The organism is Plantibacter sp. CFBP 8804 (genome assembly GCF_014841225.1).
Lineage (GTDB): Bacteria > Actinomycetota > Actinomycetes > Actinomycetales > Microbacteriaceae > Plantibacter > Plantibacter auratus.
This window is the reverse complement of sequence record NZ_JACYTU010000002.1, coordinates 315,597-331,169: the sequence shown is the minus strand read 5'-3', so window position 1 is coordinate 331,169 and position 15,573 is coordinate 315,597. Positions and strand designations below refer to the sequence as shown.

Sequence of the window (15,573 nt, the reverse complement as noted above, 5' to 3'; positions counted from 1 at the left end):
AATAGGCTGACGCCATGGACTTCGCATTCCTCGCCGTCGTCGCGGTGGTGACCATCGTCGCGGTGGCCCGCTTCGCGAACAAGCTGCGCGTGGCAGCCCCGCTCATCCTCGTCCTGGTCGGGCTCGCCCTCAGCTATCTGCCGTTCGTGCCGGACGTCGAGGTCAAGCCGGAGTGGATCCTCGCCGGCGTGCTGCCACCGCTCCTCTATTCGGCCGCCGTCAACGTGCCCCTGGTCGACTTCCGCCGCAACCTCAAAGCGATCTCCGGGCTCTCGGTCGTCCTCGTCGTGGTGTCGTCGGTGCTCATCGGCTGGATCCTGTCGACGATCCTCCCCGACCTGAGCCTGGCCGCCGGCATCGCCCTCGGCGCCGTCGTCAGCCCGACCGACGCGGTCGCCGCGACCTCCATCGGTAAGCGGCTGGGCATGCCGTCGCGCCTCGTGAGCGTCCTCGAGGGCGAGAGCCTCGTGAACGACGCCTCGGCCCTCGTCCTCCTGCGCTCCGCCATCGCCGCGACCGCCGGCACGGTCTCGTTGTGGGGTGTCCTGGGCGACTTCGCCTATGCCGTGGCCCTCGCGATCGCGATCGGGATCGTCGTCGGGTTCATCACGGTCCGGATCCGCTCCCGCCTGGGCGACCCGGTCCTGACGACCGTCATCTCCTTCGCCGTGCCGTTCATCGCGTATCTGCCCGCCGAGCACTTCCACGCCTCAGGCGTCCTGTCGGTCGTGGTCGCCGGACTCTACACCGGGCATCAGAGCGCGAAGTACTTCACCGCCCAGGACCGCATCAGTGAGCGCATCAACTGGCGGACGACGCAGTTCCTCCTCGAGAACGGGGTGTTCCTGCTCATGGGGCTCGAGCTCGAGGCCATCGTCTCGCAGGTGGAGCAGGACGACCTCGGCATCTGGTCGTCGATCGGTTTGGGATTGCTGACCGCCATCACCCTCATCGTCGTCCGCATCGTGTTCGTCGGCGTCCTCGTCTGGTCGTTGCGACGCGATGAACGGGAAGCCCTTGCCCGGCGGCCGAGACTGGAGCAGGTCTCCGCACGCCTCGAGGAGCATCCGACGGAGAACGCGCGTTCAGCCAAACGCAAGGCCGCCTTCTCGAGGTCGATCGCCCGGCGGAGCGCCGACCTGGACTTCCTGCAACGCGAGGGCCTCGGATGGCGGGGCGGCGCGGTGCTCGCCTGGGCGGGGATGCGTGGTGTCGTCACGATCGCCGCCGCTCAGTCGCTCCCGTTGGACACCCCGTATCGCGCAGAACTGGTGCTCATCGCGTTCACGGTCGCGATCGTCACCCTCCTGCTCCAGGGCGGTTCCCTCCCGCTCGTCATCCGGCTGACCCGGGTCGGCGGGACGGACGAGCAGGCGGCGATGGCGGAACTGGCCGGTCTCGTCGAGGAGATCTCGACCGTCGGTGTGGCCGCCCTCGACGACCCACAGCTGCGCACGGACGGCGGGGAGCCGTTCGACTCCGCGGTCGTTGACCGGGTACGCACGAGCAGCCTCATCCGCGTCGAGTCGGCGGCAGAACGCACCGATGCCGGCGTGGGCCCGCACGAGCAGTTCCGACAACTGCGACGCCGGGTGCTCGACGCCGAACGCGATGCGCTCCTCGATGCGCGGGCGACCGGGAGCTACTCCTCCGAGGTGCTGGCGAAGGCGCAGCGGATGCTGGACGTCGAGGAGTCACGCCTCGACGGCGCCGGCTGATGCGGTCGGTCCGTCGTCAGGCGCTCTCGTGGGTGGCCTGGGTGGCCCGCAGCGACGCCAGGACCTGGTTCTTCAGGTCTTCGGGTGCCGTCTCCTTGCACGCCCGCTGCACGGCCTCGGTGAGGGTCTGGGCGACGAGCGCCTCGTTCTGACACTCTGGGCAGTTCGCGAGGTGCTCGCGGATGTCGGCCGCTTCGGTCGTGCACACCTCGTGACGGAGGTACTCCTCGAGGTCCTTCTTGGCCTTGTCGCAGCCGCAGTCGCTCATTTCTTGCTCCCCTGCTTCGTCACGGTGAACCCCCGGGACTCGGCGTAGTCGGCCAACAGATCGCGGAGGAGTCGTCGGCCACGGTGCAGACGACTCATCACGGTCCCGATCGGCGTTTTCATGATGTCGGCGATCTCCTGGTAGGCGAAGCCCTCCACGTCGGCGAGGTACACCGCGAGGCGGAAGTCCTCCGGGATGGCCTGCAACGCGTTCTTCACGTCGCTGTCCGGCAGGTGATCGATCGCTTCGGCCTCGGCGGAGCGGCTGGAGGTGGCGCTGATCGACTCGGCGCCGCCCAACTGCCAGTCCTCGAGGTCGTCGATGGTGCCCTGGTACGGCTCGCGCTGCTTCTTCCGATACGTGTTGATGTACGTGTTCGTGAGGATGCGGTAGAGCCACGCCTTGAGGTTGGTGCCCTGTTCGAACTGCGCGAACGCGGCGAAGGCCTTCACGAACGTCTCCTGGACGAGGTCCTGAGCGTCCGACGGGTTCTTCGTCATGCGCATGGCAGCGCCGTACAACTGATCGATGAACGGCAGTGCCTGTGCTTCGAACAGTGATCGGGGGTCCGGCTCGGCCGGAAGGGCTTCTGGGTCGACGGAGGTCATCACCGGCCAGTCTACGGCCAGCGCCAGACGGCCGTGATCGGCCTCCGTCACCGGTCGTTCCAGTACCGCTGTGGACATCCGCTCCTCCTTCTGCTCTCGACCCCGACTACTGTTGGAACCAATGTTGACCAATCCGTATTCCGCACCAGATTTCGACGTGTACGGCGATGCCGAACCCGAGCACGACGACGCAGCCTGGCCGGCGCCCGTCGCGGACGGGCCGGTCGATGCGACCGTGTCCCTCCCGGGCTCGAAATCCCTCACGAACCGCGAGCTCGTCCTGGCCGCCCTGGCCGACGGACCGTCGCTGCTCCGTGCTCCGCTCCACTCGATGGACAGCACCAACATGGTGGAGGCGCTCCGCGCACTCGGGACGACCATCGTCGAGCGCCCGGCCTCGGGCGCGTTCGGCAAGGACTGGCTCGTCACGCCGGGTGAGCTGTTCGGCAGCACGACCGTCGAGTGCGGGCTCGCCGGCACCGTCATGCGGTTCGTCCCGCCGCTGGCAGCGCTCGCCCTCGGACCGACCGTGTTCGACGCCGACCCCTCCGCCAGGAACCGCCCCATGGCGACCATGATCGCCTCGCTGCAGGCGCTGGGTGTCGACATCAGCGACGACGGCCGGAAGGCGCTCCCCTTCACGGTGCACGGCACAGGCGCGGTCGCGGGTGGCAAGCTCACGATCGACGCGTCATCGTCGAGCCAGTTCGTGTCCGGCCTCCTGCTGGCCGCGGCCCGCTTCGAGCAGGGTCTCCACCTCGTCCACGAGGGCGAGCGCCTGCCGAGCCTGCCGCACATCGAGATGACCATCGCGGCCCTCGCGGCCCGCGGGGTCACCGTGGAACAACCGGCCGTCGGTGAGTGGGTCGTCGCCCCCGGCACGATCGCCGCGCTCGACGTCGACCTCGAGCCCGACCTCTCCAACGCCGCACCGTTCCTCGCCGCGGCGCTCGTCACCGGCGGAAGCGTCACGCTCCGCGGCTGGCCCACCTCCACCACCCAGGTCGGTGCCGACCTGGCGGACCTCCTGCCCCGCTTCGGCGCGACGGTCGCCCTGGACGGCGACCGCCTCACCGTCACCGGCGGCGAGCGGATCACCGCTGTCGACCTCGACCTGACCACCGGCGGCGAGCTCGCGCCCGCCCTCACCGCGCTCGCGGCACTCGCCGACGGACCGTCGACCATCACGGGCATCGGGCACATCCGTCACCACGAGACCGACCGCCTCGCGGCCCTCGCGACGGAGATCAACAAGCTCGGGGGCGCCGTCACGGAGCTGCCGGACGGTCTCCGCATCGAGCCGCGCCCCCTCCACGGCGGCGAGTGGTCGAGCTACCACGACCACCGCATGGCGACCACGGGAGCGATCCTCGGTCTCGTCGTGCCCGGGGTCACCATCGAGAACGTCGCCACGACCGCGAAGACGCTCCCACAGTTCACCGAACTGTGGCACGCGATGCTCGGGGGCTGAGCCGATGAGCTGGTGGGACGACGGCGTCGACGACGACGAGCCGGAACTCGACGAGTCGAGCATCAGGATGCGGCCGAACCCGAAGGCGAACCGCCCACGGACAAAGACGCGGCCCGAGCACCTCGATGCACTGACCGCACGCGTCCTCGCGGTCGACCGCGGCCGCTACACCGTGCTCCTCGACGAGGGCACGCCCGAGGAGCGTGTCCTGACGTCGACACGCGCTCGTGAACTCCGCAAGCAGGCCATCGTGACCGGCGACCGGGTCGACGTCGTCGGCGACACCTCGGGTGCCGAGGGCACGCTGTCGCGCATCGTGCGGATCGTGCCGCGCACGACGCTGCTCCGCCGCAGTGGCGACGACACCGACGCCATGGAGCGCGTCGTGGTCGCCAACGCCGACCAGATGCTCATCGTCGTCGCCGCCGCGAACCCCGAGCCTCGGGCCCGACTCGTCGACCGCTACCTCGTCGCCGCCTACGACGCGGGGATCACCCCGATCCTCTGCATCACGAAGACGGACCTCCAGGACCCCGACGAGTTCCTCGCGAACTTCGCCGGGCTCGGCCTGCGCGTGTTCCGCAGCCGGGAGGACGACGTCCCGCTGGCCGAGATCACCGAGGCCCTCATCGGCCACGACACGGTCTTCGTCGGCCACTCGGGCGTCGGCAAGTCCACCCTGGTCAACGCCCTCGTCCCGACCGCTGAGCGCGCCACAGGGCATGTGAACGTCGTCACCGGGCGTGGGCGCCACACCTCCTCCTCGACCGTCTCGCTGCGCATCGAGGCGCCCGCAGGGTCCGGGTGGGTCATCGACACCCCGGGCGTCCGCTCGTTCGGTCTCGGACACGTCGACACCGCCAACATCCTGAAGTCGTTCACCGACCTCGCGGAGATCGCCCTCGAGTGCCCGCGTGGCTGCACCCATCTGCCCGACGCGCCCGACTGCGCGATCATCGAGGCCGTCGCCGAGGGACGACTCGGGGAGAACGGCCCGGCACGCCTCGACTCGCTCCAGCGGCTGCTGGGGACCTTCGCGACGATCAAAGCCGACCAGTACTCCTGACTAGGCTTGGGGTATGCCTGAAGCACTCCGTCTCTCCGCCGGCGACCCGGCCCCCGCGTTCACCCTCACCGACCAGGACGGCACCAGCGTGTCCCTGTCCGACTTCGCCGGACGACGGGTGATCCTCTACTTCTACCCCGCCGCGATGACGCCCGGCTGCACCACCCAGGCGTGCGACTTCCGCGACAACCTCGCATCGCTCGGCGGTGCCGGGTACGTGGTGCTCGGCGTCTCGAAGGACTCCGTCGAGAAGCTCAAGGCCTTCCAGGAGGAGGACGGGCTCACGTTCCCGCTCCTCAGCGACCCGGAGCTGACGGTCCACCATGCGTACGGAGCCTACGGTGAGAAGAACTCGTACGGACGTATCGTCACGGGGGTCCTCCGCTCGACGTTCGTCATCGACGAGACGGGCACCCTCACCCTCGCCCGGTACAACGTCAAGGCCACCGGCCATGTGAAGAGCCTCCGCAAGGCCCTCGGCCTCGACGCCTGACGCGTCGCTGCTGGACCATCACGACCGACCCGTCGCGCTCAGATCTCGCGTCGGGTCACGGCGGCGACCGCGGGCGTGAACAGGAGCCCGAGGACGGCCAGCGACGGCAGCAGCAGGAACCACCCGATCGCGGGTTGCGCGAAGACCCCCTGGAACGCGCCGACGGCGACGGCGATCTGCACGAGCTGCCAGGTGACCGCTCCCCCGCGGATCCAGCTCCGTCCGCGGATCGCGCCGAGGGCGAGCGCCGTGACGAACGCCGTGGCGATGAGCAGGATCACGAAGATCGCCAGTGCGCTCGTGAACGAGGCCGGCGTCGCCGCGACCAGCTCGAAGAGGAACCAGGCCGAGAGCCCGATCATGAGCAACGCCTCGGCGACGAGCAGGACGATGAAGGCCAGCACCGCGGGCTCACGACGCCTCCCCGGGTTCGGAGCGGAGGCGGCGTTTCGATCGGTACTCACAGGGTTCACCCAAACTTGACTATTGATTTGCTCTTACCGATATGAAACCATGTTTGAGGCCGACATGAGGTCCACGAGGGTGTGGACAGATCCCGATTCCCGGACGATCATCCCCCTCGCATTTCGGCTTTCGCTTCCCGAGACCCCTCACTCGGTTGAAGAAATCTCACCATGCAATAAAAGGAGCTCCCCTATGGATTGGCGCGATAAAGCTGCCTGCCTGACCGTCGACCCGGAATTGTTCTTCCCGGTCGGGAACACCGGTCCGGCGGTCGATCAGATCGACAAGGCGAAGGCCGTGTGCGCCACCTGCAGTGTCACGGAGCTCTGCCTCCAGTACGCGCTCGAGACCGGCCAGGACTCCGGCGTGTGGGGCGGCCTCAGCGAAGACGAGCGTCGCGCCCTCAAGCGTCGCGCTGCTCGCGCTCGCCGCGCTTCCTAATCGCAGACGAGAACCCCGGGTGCCGAACGGCCCCGGGGTTCTCGCATGTCTGCGGCCGTTCGTGACGGACCAGGACCTCAGCTCTTGGCGACCCAGCGCATCGGGATCGCGATCGTGACCTCGGTTCCGCTCCCCATGAGCGTGTGCCAGTCGATGGTCCCGCCCAGTTCACCCTGGATGAGCGTCCGCACGATCTGGGTGCCGAGACCGGACCCGACCTTCCCCTCCGGGAGCCCCACGCCGTTGTCGCGGACCTGCACGCTCAGCAGCTCGTCCGTGCGATCGGCCGTGATCTCCACGTCGCCGTCGCGCCCGTTGAGTCCGTGCTCCACCGCATTGGTCACGAGTTCGGTGAGCGCGAGGGCGAGTGGCGTCGCGTACTCGCTCGGGAGCACGCCGAACGAGCCGGAGGACTTCGGGCGGACCGTCGTGTTGTGCGAGCTCGCCACTTCGGCGATGAGCAGGAGCACGCGCTCGAAGACCTCGTCGAAGTCGACGTTCTGATTGAGCCCCTCGGACAGCGTGTCGTGCACGACCGCGATGGCGGCCACGCGCCGCATGGCCTGCGTGAGGGCGTCGTGGGCGTCCTCCGAGTGCGTCCGCCTGGCCTGGATCCGCAGGAGCGATGCGACGGTCTGGAGGTTGTTCTTCACCCGGTGGTGGATCTCGCGGATCGTCGCGTCCTTGGTGATGAGTTCCTGCTCCTGGTGACGCAGTTCGCTGACGTCGCGGCAGAGCACGATCGCGCCGACCCGCTCGCCGCGGCTCCGCAACGGGATCGCCCGGAGGGAGACCGTCACGCCCTTGTCCTCGATGTCGGTCCGCCACGGCGCCCGACCGGTGACGACGAGTGGCAGGGACTCGTCGACGGTGACGGTCCCCGTCCCGGAGAGCAGATGGGTCGTGACGTCCGCGAGCGACTCGCCCTCGAGTTCCTCGGCGAATCCGATCCGGTTGAAGGCCGAGAGCGCGTTGGGGCTCGCGAAGGTGACGGTGCCGTCGACATCGAGACGGATCAGGCCGTCGCTCGCGCGCGGCGCGCCCCGGCGCGGTCCGGTCGGCGCTCCGAGATCCGGGAAGTCGCCGACCGCGATCATCTCGAACAGGTCGCTCGCGCAGTCGTTGAACGTGAGTTCCTGGCGGCTGGGCGTCCGAGCCTCACCGAGATTGGTGTGGCGGGTGATGACCGCGATCGGTCCGTCGGCATTGGTCGTCTCGGTCGGAGATATCCGCCGGGCGACGGGTACGGCACGAACCCTGGTCGGGGTCTCCTCGTACCAGTCCGGTGCGGACGACTCGATGATCCGTCCACTCTCGAAACAGTCGGTGACCTGCTTGCGCCATTCCTGCTTGATGGATTGCCCGACGAAGTCGCGATAGAAGAGTGTCGCGGCACTCGACGGACGCGAATGCGCGACCGCTATGAAACTGCCGGAATCGGTCGGTACCCAGATGACGATATCGGCGAACGCCAGATCCGCGAGGAGTTGGCTGTCCGCGAGCAGCATGTGCAGCCACTCCACGTCGGCCGCACTGGAGCGGCCCTGGGCGAGAACGAGATCACTGAGCGTCGACACGATTCCAGTCTAGGCTCGGCCGGCCGACACCGAGTGCGCCGAGCCTGCCCTGACGACCACTGGTCAGGCAGGCGTGGAACGGCGACGGCGCTCAGCGGCGCGTGGGGGGCCGCTGAGCGCCGTCGCCGGACGTGATGTCAGTTGGCTGCGCGGTAGGCGTCCTGGACCGCCTGAGGGATGCGTCCGCGCGACGACACGGCGTGCCCGTTCTTCGCGGCCCACTCGCGGATCGCGGCGAGGTTCTCGGCGCTGTTACGGGTGCTGGTGCTCGAGGTGCGGCGCCCACGCTTGACCGGGCGTCCGGCTCCGATATAAGGCTTCAGCGACTCGCGGAGGTTCTTCGCATTGTCTGCCCCGAGATCGATCTCGTATTCGGTTCCGTCGATCGCGAACCGGACGGTCTCTCCTGCACCGGAAGCGAGTTCGCTGCCGTCGAGATCGTCGATGTATGTGGTGATGACTTTCTGAGCCATGGGGGGTCCTCCTGAAGATATCCGTGGTGGGTCCGACGGTTATCCGATCATATCGAACACCATCAAGCGAATTTGAATACCGACACGATACCGAAGTAATTCATCACCCAACGGATAGCGATGCTTCGGAGAAGAATGCAGATGCATATATCGGCGAGCCAATGCATATTCGGTTGATCACCCAATTGTATTGAGTGAATCTGTCGAGACTATTCCGCTCGGCGTGACCGACTCCGCGCACGACGCCCGCGTGCTCCACCCGCCGAGCGCCGCGAGCGGTCGCGCACCGGCGCCGGCTCCTGGTCGAGGAGGGTGGACACGAACCGCCGCAACGCGACGGGCAGCGCCCCGCGCGGGGCCTGGTCGCGGAAGCTCCTCCCCGCGATCACCGCGGCGTCCACCACCCGCTGGTCCTCCGGCAGGAGCGCGGCCGCCTCGATCCCGCCGAAGCGGGAGAGCGTGGACGCCAATTGACCGGCCGGGCCGGTACCGAGCGCGACGCCACGCAGCCGGTTCACCACCACCGAGATGCGCGACGGGTCGACGAGTTCGACGAGTTCCGCGTGGCCGCGGAGCAGCCTCGTGACCCCGACCGGGTCTGCCGCACCGACCTCGACCACCCGGTCTGCGGACCCGAGGACGGCGAACGCCGCGCCGTTCCGTCTGGGCGCGAACAGGTCGCTCGAGATCTCCTCGTCCGCCTCCAGGCAGAACGCCGTGTCGATCACGATGTCGTCCATCCACGCCCGGCACCGTTCGATGGTCGTCGCGACGCGTTCCGTCGACAGTTCCGTCCAGCGTGCCGCGCGCGAGATGCCGGTCAGGACCCGGAACGCGCCGGACGGCGACGGATGGACGACCGCGATCCGCTCGAGCTGCTCGATGTCGAGCGCCCCACTTCCGGCCAGTCGGCAGGCCGCGGCGAACCCGGGTGCCTCGTCGAGGAGGCCGAGCATGGCCGCGACGGATGACCCGTAGGTGTCCGCATCGATGAGGACGACCCGGCGGCCGCGCGCAGCGAGCTCACTGGCGATGCCTGCGGCGACGGTGGTCGTGCCGGGCGACCCGGCCGCACCCCACACGGCGATGACCCGCCCTGCGGCCTGGGCGACCGGACGAGGGCTGTCGCCGCCGAGGTCGAGCGGCGCGATGCTCCGATCGAGCTCCTCGGGATCGACCGGCAGGAGGACGATGTCGACGAGACCGAGCCCAGCCGCATGGCGCCGTTCGGACTCGCCGGACGCGAGCGCCACGACCCTCGTGCCCACGCGGTCCGCGAGGTCGATGAGTTCGGCGCGCAGGCGGTCGGCCCCGGGTGACACGAGCAGCACGTCGACGGGCGTGCCGGCGCCGACGCGCTCCTCGAGTTCGGCGCCGTCGTGACAGCGCCAGGCGACGCGGTGTCCGAGGTCGAGCATCGTCGCGAGGATCTCACCCTCGACCCGTGGATCGAGGGCGAGTCCGACGCGCAGCATCAGCGTTCGCCGGGCTCGGTGGGGACCACGGACAGCAGGTGCGCCGCCGCCGTCGCCGAGAGCACCGTCGCGACGGCGGAGCGCGGGACCGCGAGCTCGAGGGCGACCGAACCACGGCCCGACAGGAGCCCTTCGTCCTCGCCGACCCGGACGACGGTCGCGGCCGAGACCAGCACCTCCGGGACACCGTACCCGTCGCCGTCCGGCGCGGCCGCCCAGAGGTCGACGACGGTCCCCGGCACGATGTCGGCGCCGAACCGTCCGGCCGGTTCGACGACGAGCGTGGTCACGCCGACGGCGCTCGCCTCGCCGAGCGCGTCGAGCGGCACGAGCTCCCCCGCTGCGATCGTCCGCGTGACGACGATCCCCGGCGGCGGTGCCGCTCCAGCTCCGAGGTACCCGCCCTCGACCGATCCCAGACGTGCGTCGATCACCTGGAGTGAGGAGCGGTCGAGCCGCGTTCCGGGCGTCAGCGTCTCGGACGCCGCATACACCGGGGTCGTCCGGCTCGAGGTCGTGACGAGCCACCACACTCCCAGGATCGACGCGACCACCAGCATGAGGCCCACCAGGAAGCGTGGGTCCACCCAGATGCGCGACCGGGACACCTGCCGTCCGCCGACACCATGACGCAGTCCGGCGAGACGGTCGGTCATCCGTTCCCCGCCGTCGATTCGCGCTCCTCCCGACTCCGATCCGTGTCCCCGCTCGATTCCCCGCACCGTCTCCTCCTTCATGGGCACCCCGTGCGCCGCCTCCGGTCCCATGCTGCCCGGGCTCCGGACATCGCGCCGAAGTTATCCACAGCCCGGCGGACGCCGCCCGCGCGAGAGGATAATCGAGGAATGGAATCGCAGCGCGATGCGGCCCCGCTCGGTCGCTTCCTCACCGTCGCCGATACGGCCGAGGTCTTGAACGTCTCGGCCCAGCACGTGGCCGAGCTCATCTCGAGCGGTGAGCTGCCCGCCATCCGGATCGGGCGCAGCGGACCGTGGCGCATCGAGTTCCCGGCACTCGAAGCCTTCATCAGCGGTCAGTACGAGGAGGCACGTCGTGCAGGCCTCTGGCACCAGGCCCAGCTCACCGAACTCGCCGAGTTCACCGGCGCCCCGATGCTCCGGCCCGTGCCGCCCCTCGGCTGAGCCCCGGTTCCGGCAAGCGTCCGACGCGCCGCCTCAGGCGGCACGCTCGACGACGACGACCTCAGCGAGCACGATGACGCGGATCTGCTCGATGCTCCGGCTGCGGCGCGGCGACCCTGGCTCGTGGACGGCCAGATCCAGATGGTCGCGGCCCACCCGGTCGACCGTGCCCGTCCAGCTCCCCGTCCGGGTCCGCACGATCACTGCTGCACGGCGTCGGCACAGATCACGGAGCAGGAACGAGACGGTGAGGCGGTCGAGCAGTCGCGGTTCGCGGACCGCGACGTCGTCGAGACTCCAATCGATCTGGGTCTGCGTCATGGCGACCGCCGCGATGGCATCGAGCGGGACGACGACCTCCCGGCCGCCCGGGGTACCGGATTCGGCCTGGATCCAGTCCTTCCCGATGCTCCGGACCCGCAGCCGCCAGGTCGTCCCGTCGACGAGTTCGACGACGAGCGGTCCTGGTGCGTCGGCGTCGCCGCAGAGGGCGACCAGCCGCTCGCGGAGCGTGAGACGCCCGCGCCGAAGCCGCTCGGCCTCGATGCGGACGGCGTCGTCGTCGACGGCGAGCTCGTCGTCGAGCTGACCGGCGAGATCGTCGAACAGGCTGTCCCAACGCATACGCCGACGGTAGTGCGCAGAGGGCGGCGACGTCCTGCGTTCTCCACAGACCCCTGGTCCTGGACACCAGGGAACTGACATGATGAGTGTGACATGTCAGATTCTGGTCGCCCGACTCGTGGCGGCCGCTCACCCCTCGGAGGCCCCATGAGCACCGTTGCCCGGCACGACGACGACGAGCCCGAAGCACGCACGGCTCGCCTCCGGCCGGCGCCTCCGCTCCCCGAGCGACGCACGCCGGAGGTGCGGGCGGCAGCGCGCACCGGTGCGGACGACTACTTCGCGCCCCAACCGGCGCCCCGAGCCGAACTCCCTGATCCGCGACCGCTGCTCGAGAACCTCACACGGAGCGTGATCGAGGTGATCGCGGGAGCCCGGGACCTCACGCAGCTCGCGCGGTGGATCACCGCCGACGTGCACACCGTCCTGCTGAAGCGCGTGATCCTCGCCGAACGGGCACGACGCGTCCGCGGCGTCCCGGGCACCGTGCCGGCCGTCTCCATCGGCACCGTGACCGTCTCCGAGCCACGCGACGGCGTCGTCGAGTCCGTGGTCATCGTCCACGGACGAGCACGGTCCCGAGCCGTGGCCATCCGGCTGGAGGGCTTGGACGGCCGCTGGCGGGCGACCTCGGTGAGCGTGCTCTGACCGCCGCTGCACATCCGCCCGCAACCGACAGACGGGAGCCCTCCGGACCGATGTCACCATGGTCCGGAGGGCTCCCGTTCGTGCCGGCGTGGGCCTACTTCTTCTTGCCCTGCTTGCGACGGTCCGAACGGTTGCTCGGAGCAGCCGCAGGCGCCTCGGACTGCTGACCGAAGGCCCCACGCGACGCCTTCGCGGCCGGGGCGGCCTTCGTCGCCGGAGCCGCATCGCCGGCGGGACGGTTCGTCTGCTGGAGCCGCTGTGCGCGTTCGGTGGCCGCCTTCTCGATCTGCCCGCGCTGGTTGCGGACCTCGACCCCACCCTGCTCACTCGGAGCGGAGTAACTGAGCTTCTCGGTGTCGGGGGTCTCCTGCGTCAGGCCCTTGGCCGTGATCGCCGGTGCAGCGGTGCCCGCATCGACCTCGCCGGCGACCTCGACCTCGAGGTTGAAGAGGAAGCCGACGCTCTCCTCGCGGATCTGCCCCATCATCTGCTGGAACATCGCGTAGCCCTCGCGCTGGTACTCGACCAGCGGGTCGCGCTGCGCCATGGCCCGCAGACCGATGCCGTCCTTCAGGTAGTCCATCTCGTACAGGTGGTCGCGCCAGCGGCGGTCGATCACCTGGAGGACGACGCGGCGCTCGAGTTCGCGCATCGCCGGGGCACCGAGCGACTCCTCGCGGTTGGTGTACGCGAGCTTGGCATCGGAGAGGATCTCGCGCCGCATGAAGTCGCGGTTGATCCGCCCCTTCGTCCCCGCCTCCTGGACGACCTCGTCGATCGTCAGGCCGACGGGGTAGAGCGTCTTCAGTTCGGCCCAGAGTGCGTCGAAGTCCCAGTCGTCGCCGTTGCCCTCGCCGGTGTGCTCGTCGAGGACGTCGTCGACGACGCTCTCCAGGAACTGCTGTGCGCGATCGTGGAGGTCGTCGCCCTCGAGGATGTGGCGGCGGTCGGAGTAGATCGCCTCGCGCTGCCGGTTGAGGACGTCGTCGTACTTGAGCACGTTCTTGCGGATCTCCGCGTTCCGCGCCTCGACCTGCGACTGGGCGCTGCGGATCGCGCGGCTGACGATCTTCGACTCGATCGCGAGGTCGTCCGGCACGTTCTGGCGCCCCATGAGGCTCTCCGCGGCTCCGGCGTTGAAGAGGCGCATGAGGTCGTCGGTGAGGGACAGGTAGAACCGGCTCTCGCCGGGGTCGCCCTGACGGCCGGAGCGACCGCGCAGCTGGTTGTCGATGCGGCGCGACTCGTGGCGCTCGGTACCGAGGACGTAGAGTCCGCCGGCGTCGATGACCTTGTCGGCCTCCTCCTTGACCGCGGCCTTCACCTCGGTGAAGACCTCGTCCCACGCGGCCTCGTACTCCTCGGGGGTGTCGATCGGGCTGAGACCCTTGGCGTTCATCTCCGCGACGGCGAGGAACTCGGCGTTGCCGCCGAGCATGATGTCGGTTCCACGACCGGCCATGTTGGTGGCGACGGTGACCGAGCCGAGTCGACCGGCCTGGGCGATGATCGCGGCCTCACGCGCGTGGTTCTTCGCGTTGAGGACCTCGTGCTTGACGCCCTTCTTGGCGAGGAGCCTCGACAGGTACTCGCTCTTCTCGACGCTCGTCGTGCCGACGAGGACCGGCTGGCCCTGCTCGTGGCGCTCGACGATGTCCTCGACGACCTGCGCGAACTTCGCCTCCTCGTTCTTGTACACGAGGTCCGACTGGTCGATGCGCTGCATCGGGCGGTTGGTCGGGATCGGGACGACGCCGAGCTTGTACGTCGACATGAACTCCGCCGCCTCGGTCTCAGCCGTACCGGTCATGCCGGACAGCTTCTCGTAGAGACGGAAGTAGTTCTGGAGCGTCACGGTCGCGAGGGTCTGGTTCTCGGCCTGGACGGCCACGCCCTCCTTGGCCTCGATCGCCTGGTGGATGCCCTCGTTGTAGCGACGTCCGACCAGGATGCGACCGGTGTGCTCGTCGACGATGAGCACCTCGCCGTTCATCACGACGTAGTCCTTGTCCTTCTTGAAGAGCGCGCGGGCCTTGATCGCGTTGTTCAGGAAGGAGATGAGCGGGGTGTTGGCGGACTCGTAGAGGTTGTCGATGCCGAGGTAGTCCTCGACCTTCTCGATGCCGGGCTCGAGCACGCCGACGGTGCGCTTCTTCTCGTCGACCTCGAAGTCCTCACCGGGCTCGAGTCGCACCGCGAGCCGGGCGAACTCCTGGAACCAGCGGTTCGCCTCGCCGGAGGCCTTCCCGGAGATGATGAGCGGGGTCCGTGCCTCGTCGATGAGGATGGAGTCGACCTCGTCGACCACGGCGAAGAAGTGACCGCGCTGGACCATGTCCTTGGCCTGCCACGCCATGTTGTCGCGGAGGTAGTCGAACCCGAACTGGTTGTTCGTGCCGTAGGTGATGTCGGCCGCATACTGCTCGCGGCGCTGCTCCGGCGTCTGACCCTCGACGATCACGCCGGTCGTCATGCCGAGCGCGCGGAAGACGCGCCCCATGATCTCCGACTGGTAGGACGCGAGGTAGTCGTTCACCGTGACGATGTGCACGCCCTTGCCGGCGATGGCGTTGAGGTAGGCCGGGAGGGTCGCGACGAGCGTCTTGCCCTCGCCGGTCTTCATCTCGGCGATGTTGCCGAGGTGCAGCGCGGCGCCACCCATGATCTGGACGTCGAAGTGGCGCATGCCGATCGTGCGGCGTGCAGCTTCGCGCACCGCGGCGAAGGCTTCGGGGAGGAGGTCGTCGAGGGTCTCGCCGTTCTCGAAGCGCTCGCGCAGCTCGACGGTCTCGCTCTTCAGCTCCTCGTCGCTCAACTCCGTGAAGTCGTCCTCGAGGGCATTGACCGCCTTCGTGAGGCTGGTCAGCTTCCGGAGGATGCGACCTTCGCCGACGCGAAGGATCTTCTCAAGTGGTGAGGCCACGAATTGCTCTCCATTACGTGTTCCTGATCTCCGTCCTGGTCGACTGACCGGGACGGACGGGGTGCACCAGAACGGGGCAGTCCTCTGAACATGTTAGCGGGGAGTCCCTTGAGTGGACGCTGTGTATCGAGGGGCGGACGGATGTCGACGGAGCGCCGCCGCAGCGCGGGCCGGACGGGTC

16 protein-coding genes are annotated in these 15,573 nt (G+C 68.8%); 7 read left to right on the top strand and 9 right to left on the bottom strand.

The annotated features are described in order from the left end of the window. The first annotated feature begins 14 nt into the window (after positions 1–14). Positions 15–1,718 carry a cation:proton antiporter gene (locus IFU11_RS06925; protein WP_085513347.1) on the top strand — a complete coding sequence of 568 codons (1,704 nt, stop codon included), beginning with the start codon at positions 15–17 and terminating at the stop codon, positions 1,716–1,718. Positions 1,719–1,734: 16 nt separating this feature from the next. On the opposite strand, the gene IFU11_RS06920 is transcribed toward IFU11_RS06925, so the two are convergent. Continuing rightward, entirely contained in the window at positions 1,735–1,986 is a 252-nt protein-coding gene (locus tag IFU11_RS06920) for a zf-HC2 domain-containing protein (protein ID WP_079707242.1), read from the bottom strand. Continuing rightward, the gene (locus IFU11_RS06915) at positions 1,983–2,672 is read right to left on the bottom strand and encodes a sigma-70 family RNA polymerase sigma factor (protein ID WP_079707243.1); all 690 of its coding nucleotides are present in this window, start codon (positions 2,670–2,672) and stop codon (positions 1,983–1,985) included. Before IFU11_RS06915 ends, IFU11_RS06920 begins: the two co-directional genes overlap by 4 nt. Positions 2,673–2,715: 43 nt before the next feature. Here IFU11_RS06915 and aroA point away from each other — a divergent pair, with 43 nt between their 5' ends. From aroA to bcp, 3 genes are read left to right on the top strand one after another with little or no spacing between them, the layout of a single operon-like run. Further along, positions 2,716–4,065: a 3-phosphoshikimate 1-carboxyvinyltransferase gene (gene aroA / locus IFU11_RS06910; protein ID WP_124769630.1), complete on the top strand. Its 1,350-nt coding sequence runs from the start codon at positions 2,716–2,718 to the stop codon at positions 4,063–4,065. Positions 4,066–4,069: 4 nt separating this feature from the next. Then, complete coding sequence (rsgA, locus tag IFU11_RS06905; protein WP_124769631.1) at positions 4,070–5,131, top strand: ribosome small subunit-dependent GTPase A; 1,062 nt, start codon at positions 4,070–4,072, stop codon at positions 5,129–5,131. 13 nt (positions 5,132–5,144) lie between these two features. Then, positions 5,145–5,624 (top strand): thioredoxin-dependent thiol peroxidase, encoded by a 480-nt coding sequence (gene bcp / locus IFU11_RS06900; protein WP_124769632.1) that lies wholly within the window; start codon positions 5,145–5,147, stop codon positions 5,622–5,624. 38 nt (positions 5,625–5,662) lie between these two features. Here the strand turns inward: bcp and IFU11_RS06895 are convergent, their stop codons facing one another. Then, entirely contained in the window at positions 5,663–6,088 is a 426-nt protein-coding gene (locus IFU11_RS06895; protein ID WP_124769633.1) for a hypothetical protein, read from the bottom strand. A 193-nt stretch (positions 6,089–6,281) separates the two neighbouring features. Between IFU11_RS06895 and IFU11_RS06890 the strand changes: the two genes are divergently transcribed. Further along, a complete protein-coding gene (locus IFU11_RS06890; protein WP_056012627.1) occupies positions 6,282–6,530 on the top strand; it encodes a WhiB family transcriptional regulator in 249 nt (82 codons plus the stop codon). A gap of 77 nt (positions 6,531–6,607) precedes the next feature. Here IFU11_RS06890 and IFU11_RS06885 read toward each other — a convergent pair whose 3' ends face one another. The 4 genes from IFU11_RS06885 to IFU11_RS06870 all read right to left on the bottom strand — a co-directional run bounded on the left by IFU11_RS06885 (position 6,608) and on the right by IFU11_RS06870 (position 10,711). Beyond that, the gene (locus IFU11_RS06885) at positions 6,608–8,107 is read right to left on the bottom strand and encodes a sensor histidine kinase (RefSeq protein WP_079002802.1); all 1,500 of its coding nucleotides are present in this window, start codon (positions 8,105–8,107) and stop codon (positions 6,608–6,610) included. 137 nt (positions 8,108–8,244) lie between these two features. Then, positions 8,245–8,580, bottom strand: a complete 336-nt coding sequence (locus tag IFU11_RS06880) for a histone-like nucleoid-structuring protein Lsr2 (protein WP_085513359.1) — start codon at positions 8,578–8,580, stop codon at positions 8,245–8,247. A 209-nt stretch (positions 8,581–8,789) separates the two neighbouring features. Continuing rightward, complete coding sequence (locus IFU11_RS06875; protein ID WP_124769634.1) at positions 8,790–10,055, bottom strand: AAA family ATPase; 1,266 nt, start codon at positions 10,053–10,055, stop codon at positions 8,790–8,792. Further along, positions 10,055–10,711, bottom strand: a complete 657-nt coding sequence (locus IFU11_RS06870) for a hypothetical protein (protein WP_124769635.1) — start codon at positions 10,709–10,711, stop codon at positions 10,055–10,057. The genes IFU11_RS06875 and IFU11_RS06870 overlap by 1 nt, the downstream gene beginning before the upstream one ends. Before the next feature lie 189 nt (positions 10,712–10,900). Between IFU11_RS06870 and IFU11_RS06865 the strand changes: the two genes are divergently transcribed. Beyond that, positions 10,901–11,197, top strand: a complete 297-nt coding sequence (locus IFU11_RS06865; protein ID WP_079707250.1) for a helix-turn-helix domain-containing protein — start codon at positions 10,901–10,903, stop codon at positions 11,195–11,197. 33 nt (positions 11,198–11,230) lie between these two features. Here IFU11_RS06865 and IFU11_RS06860 read toward each other — a convergent pair whose 3' ends face one another. Beyond that, a complete protein-coding gene (locus IFU11_RS06860) occupies positions 11,231–11,821 on the bottom strand; it encodes a hypothetical protein (protein WP_124769636.1) in 591 nt (196 codons plus the stop codon). A gap of 147 nt (positions 11,822–11,968) precedes the next feature. Here IFU11_RS06860 and IFU11_RS06855 point away from each other — a divergent pair, with 147 nt between their 5' ends. Further along, entirely contained in the window at positions 11,969–12,469 is a 501-nt protein-coding gene (locus IFU11_RS06855) for an Rv3235 family protein (RefSeq protein ID WP_194718995.1), read from the top strand. A gap of 94 nt (positions 12,470–12,563) precedes the next feature. On the opposite strand, the gene secA is transcribed toward IFU11_RS06855, so the two are convergent. Further along, entirely contained in the window at positions 12,564–15,392 is a 2,829-nt protein-coding gene (gene secA, locus IFU11_RS06850; RefSeq protein ID WP_079707252.1) for a preprotein translocase subunit SecA, read from the bottom strand. Between the last annotated feature and the right edge of the window lie 181 nt (positions 15,393–15,573).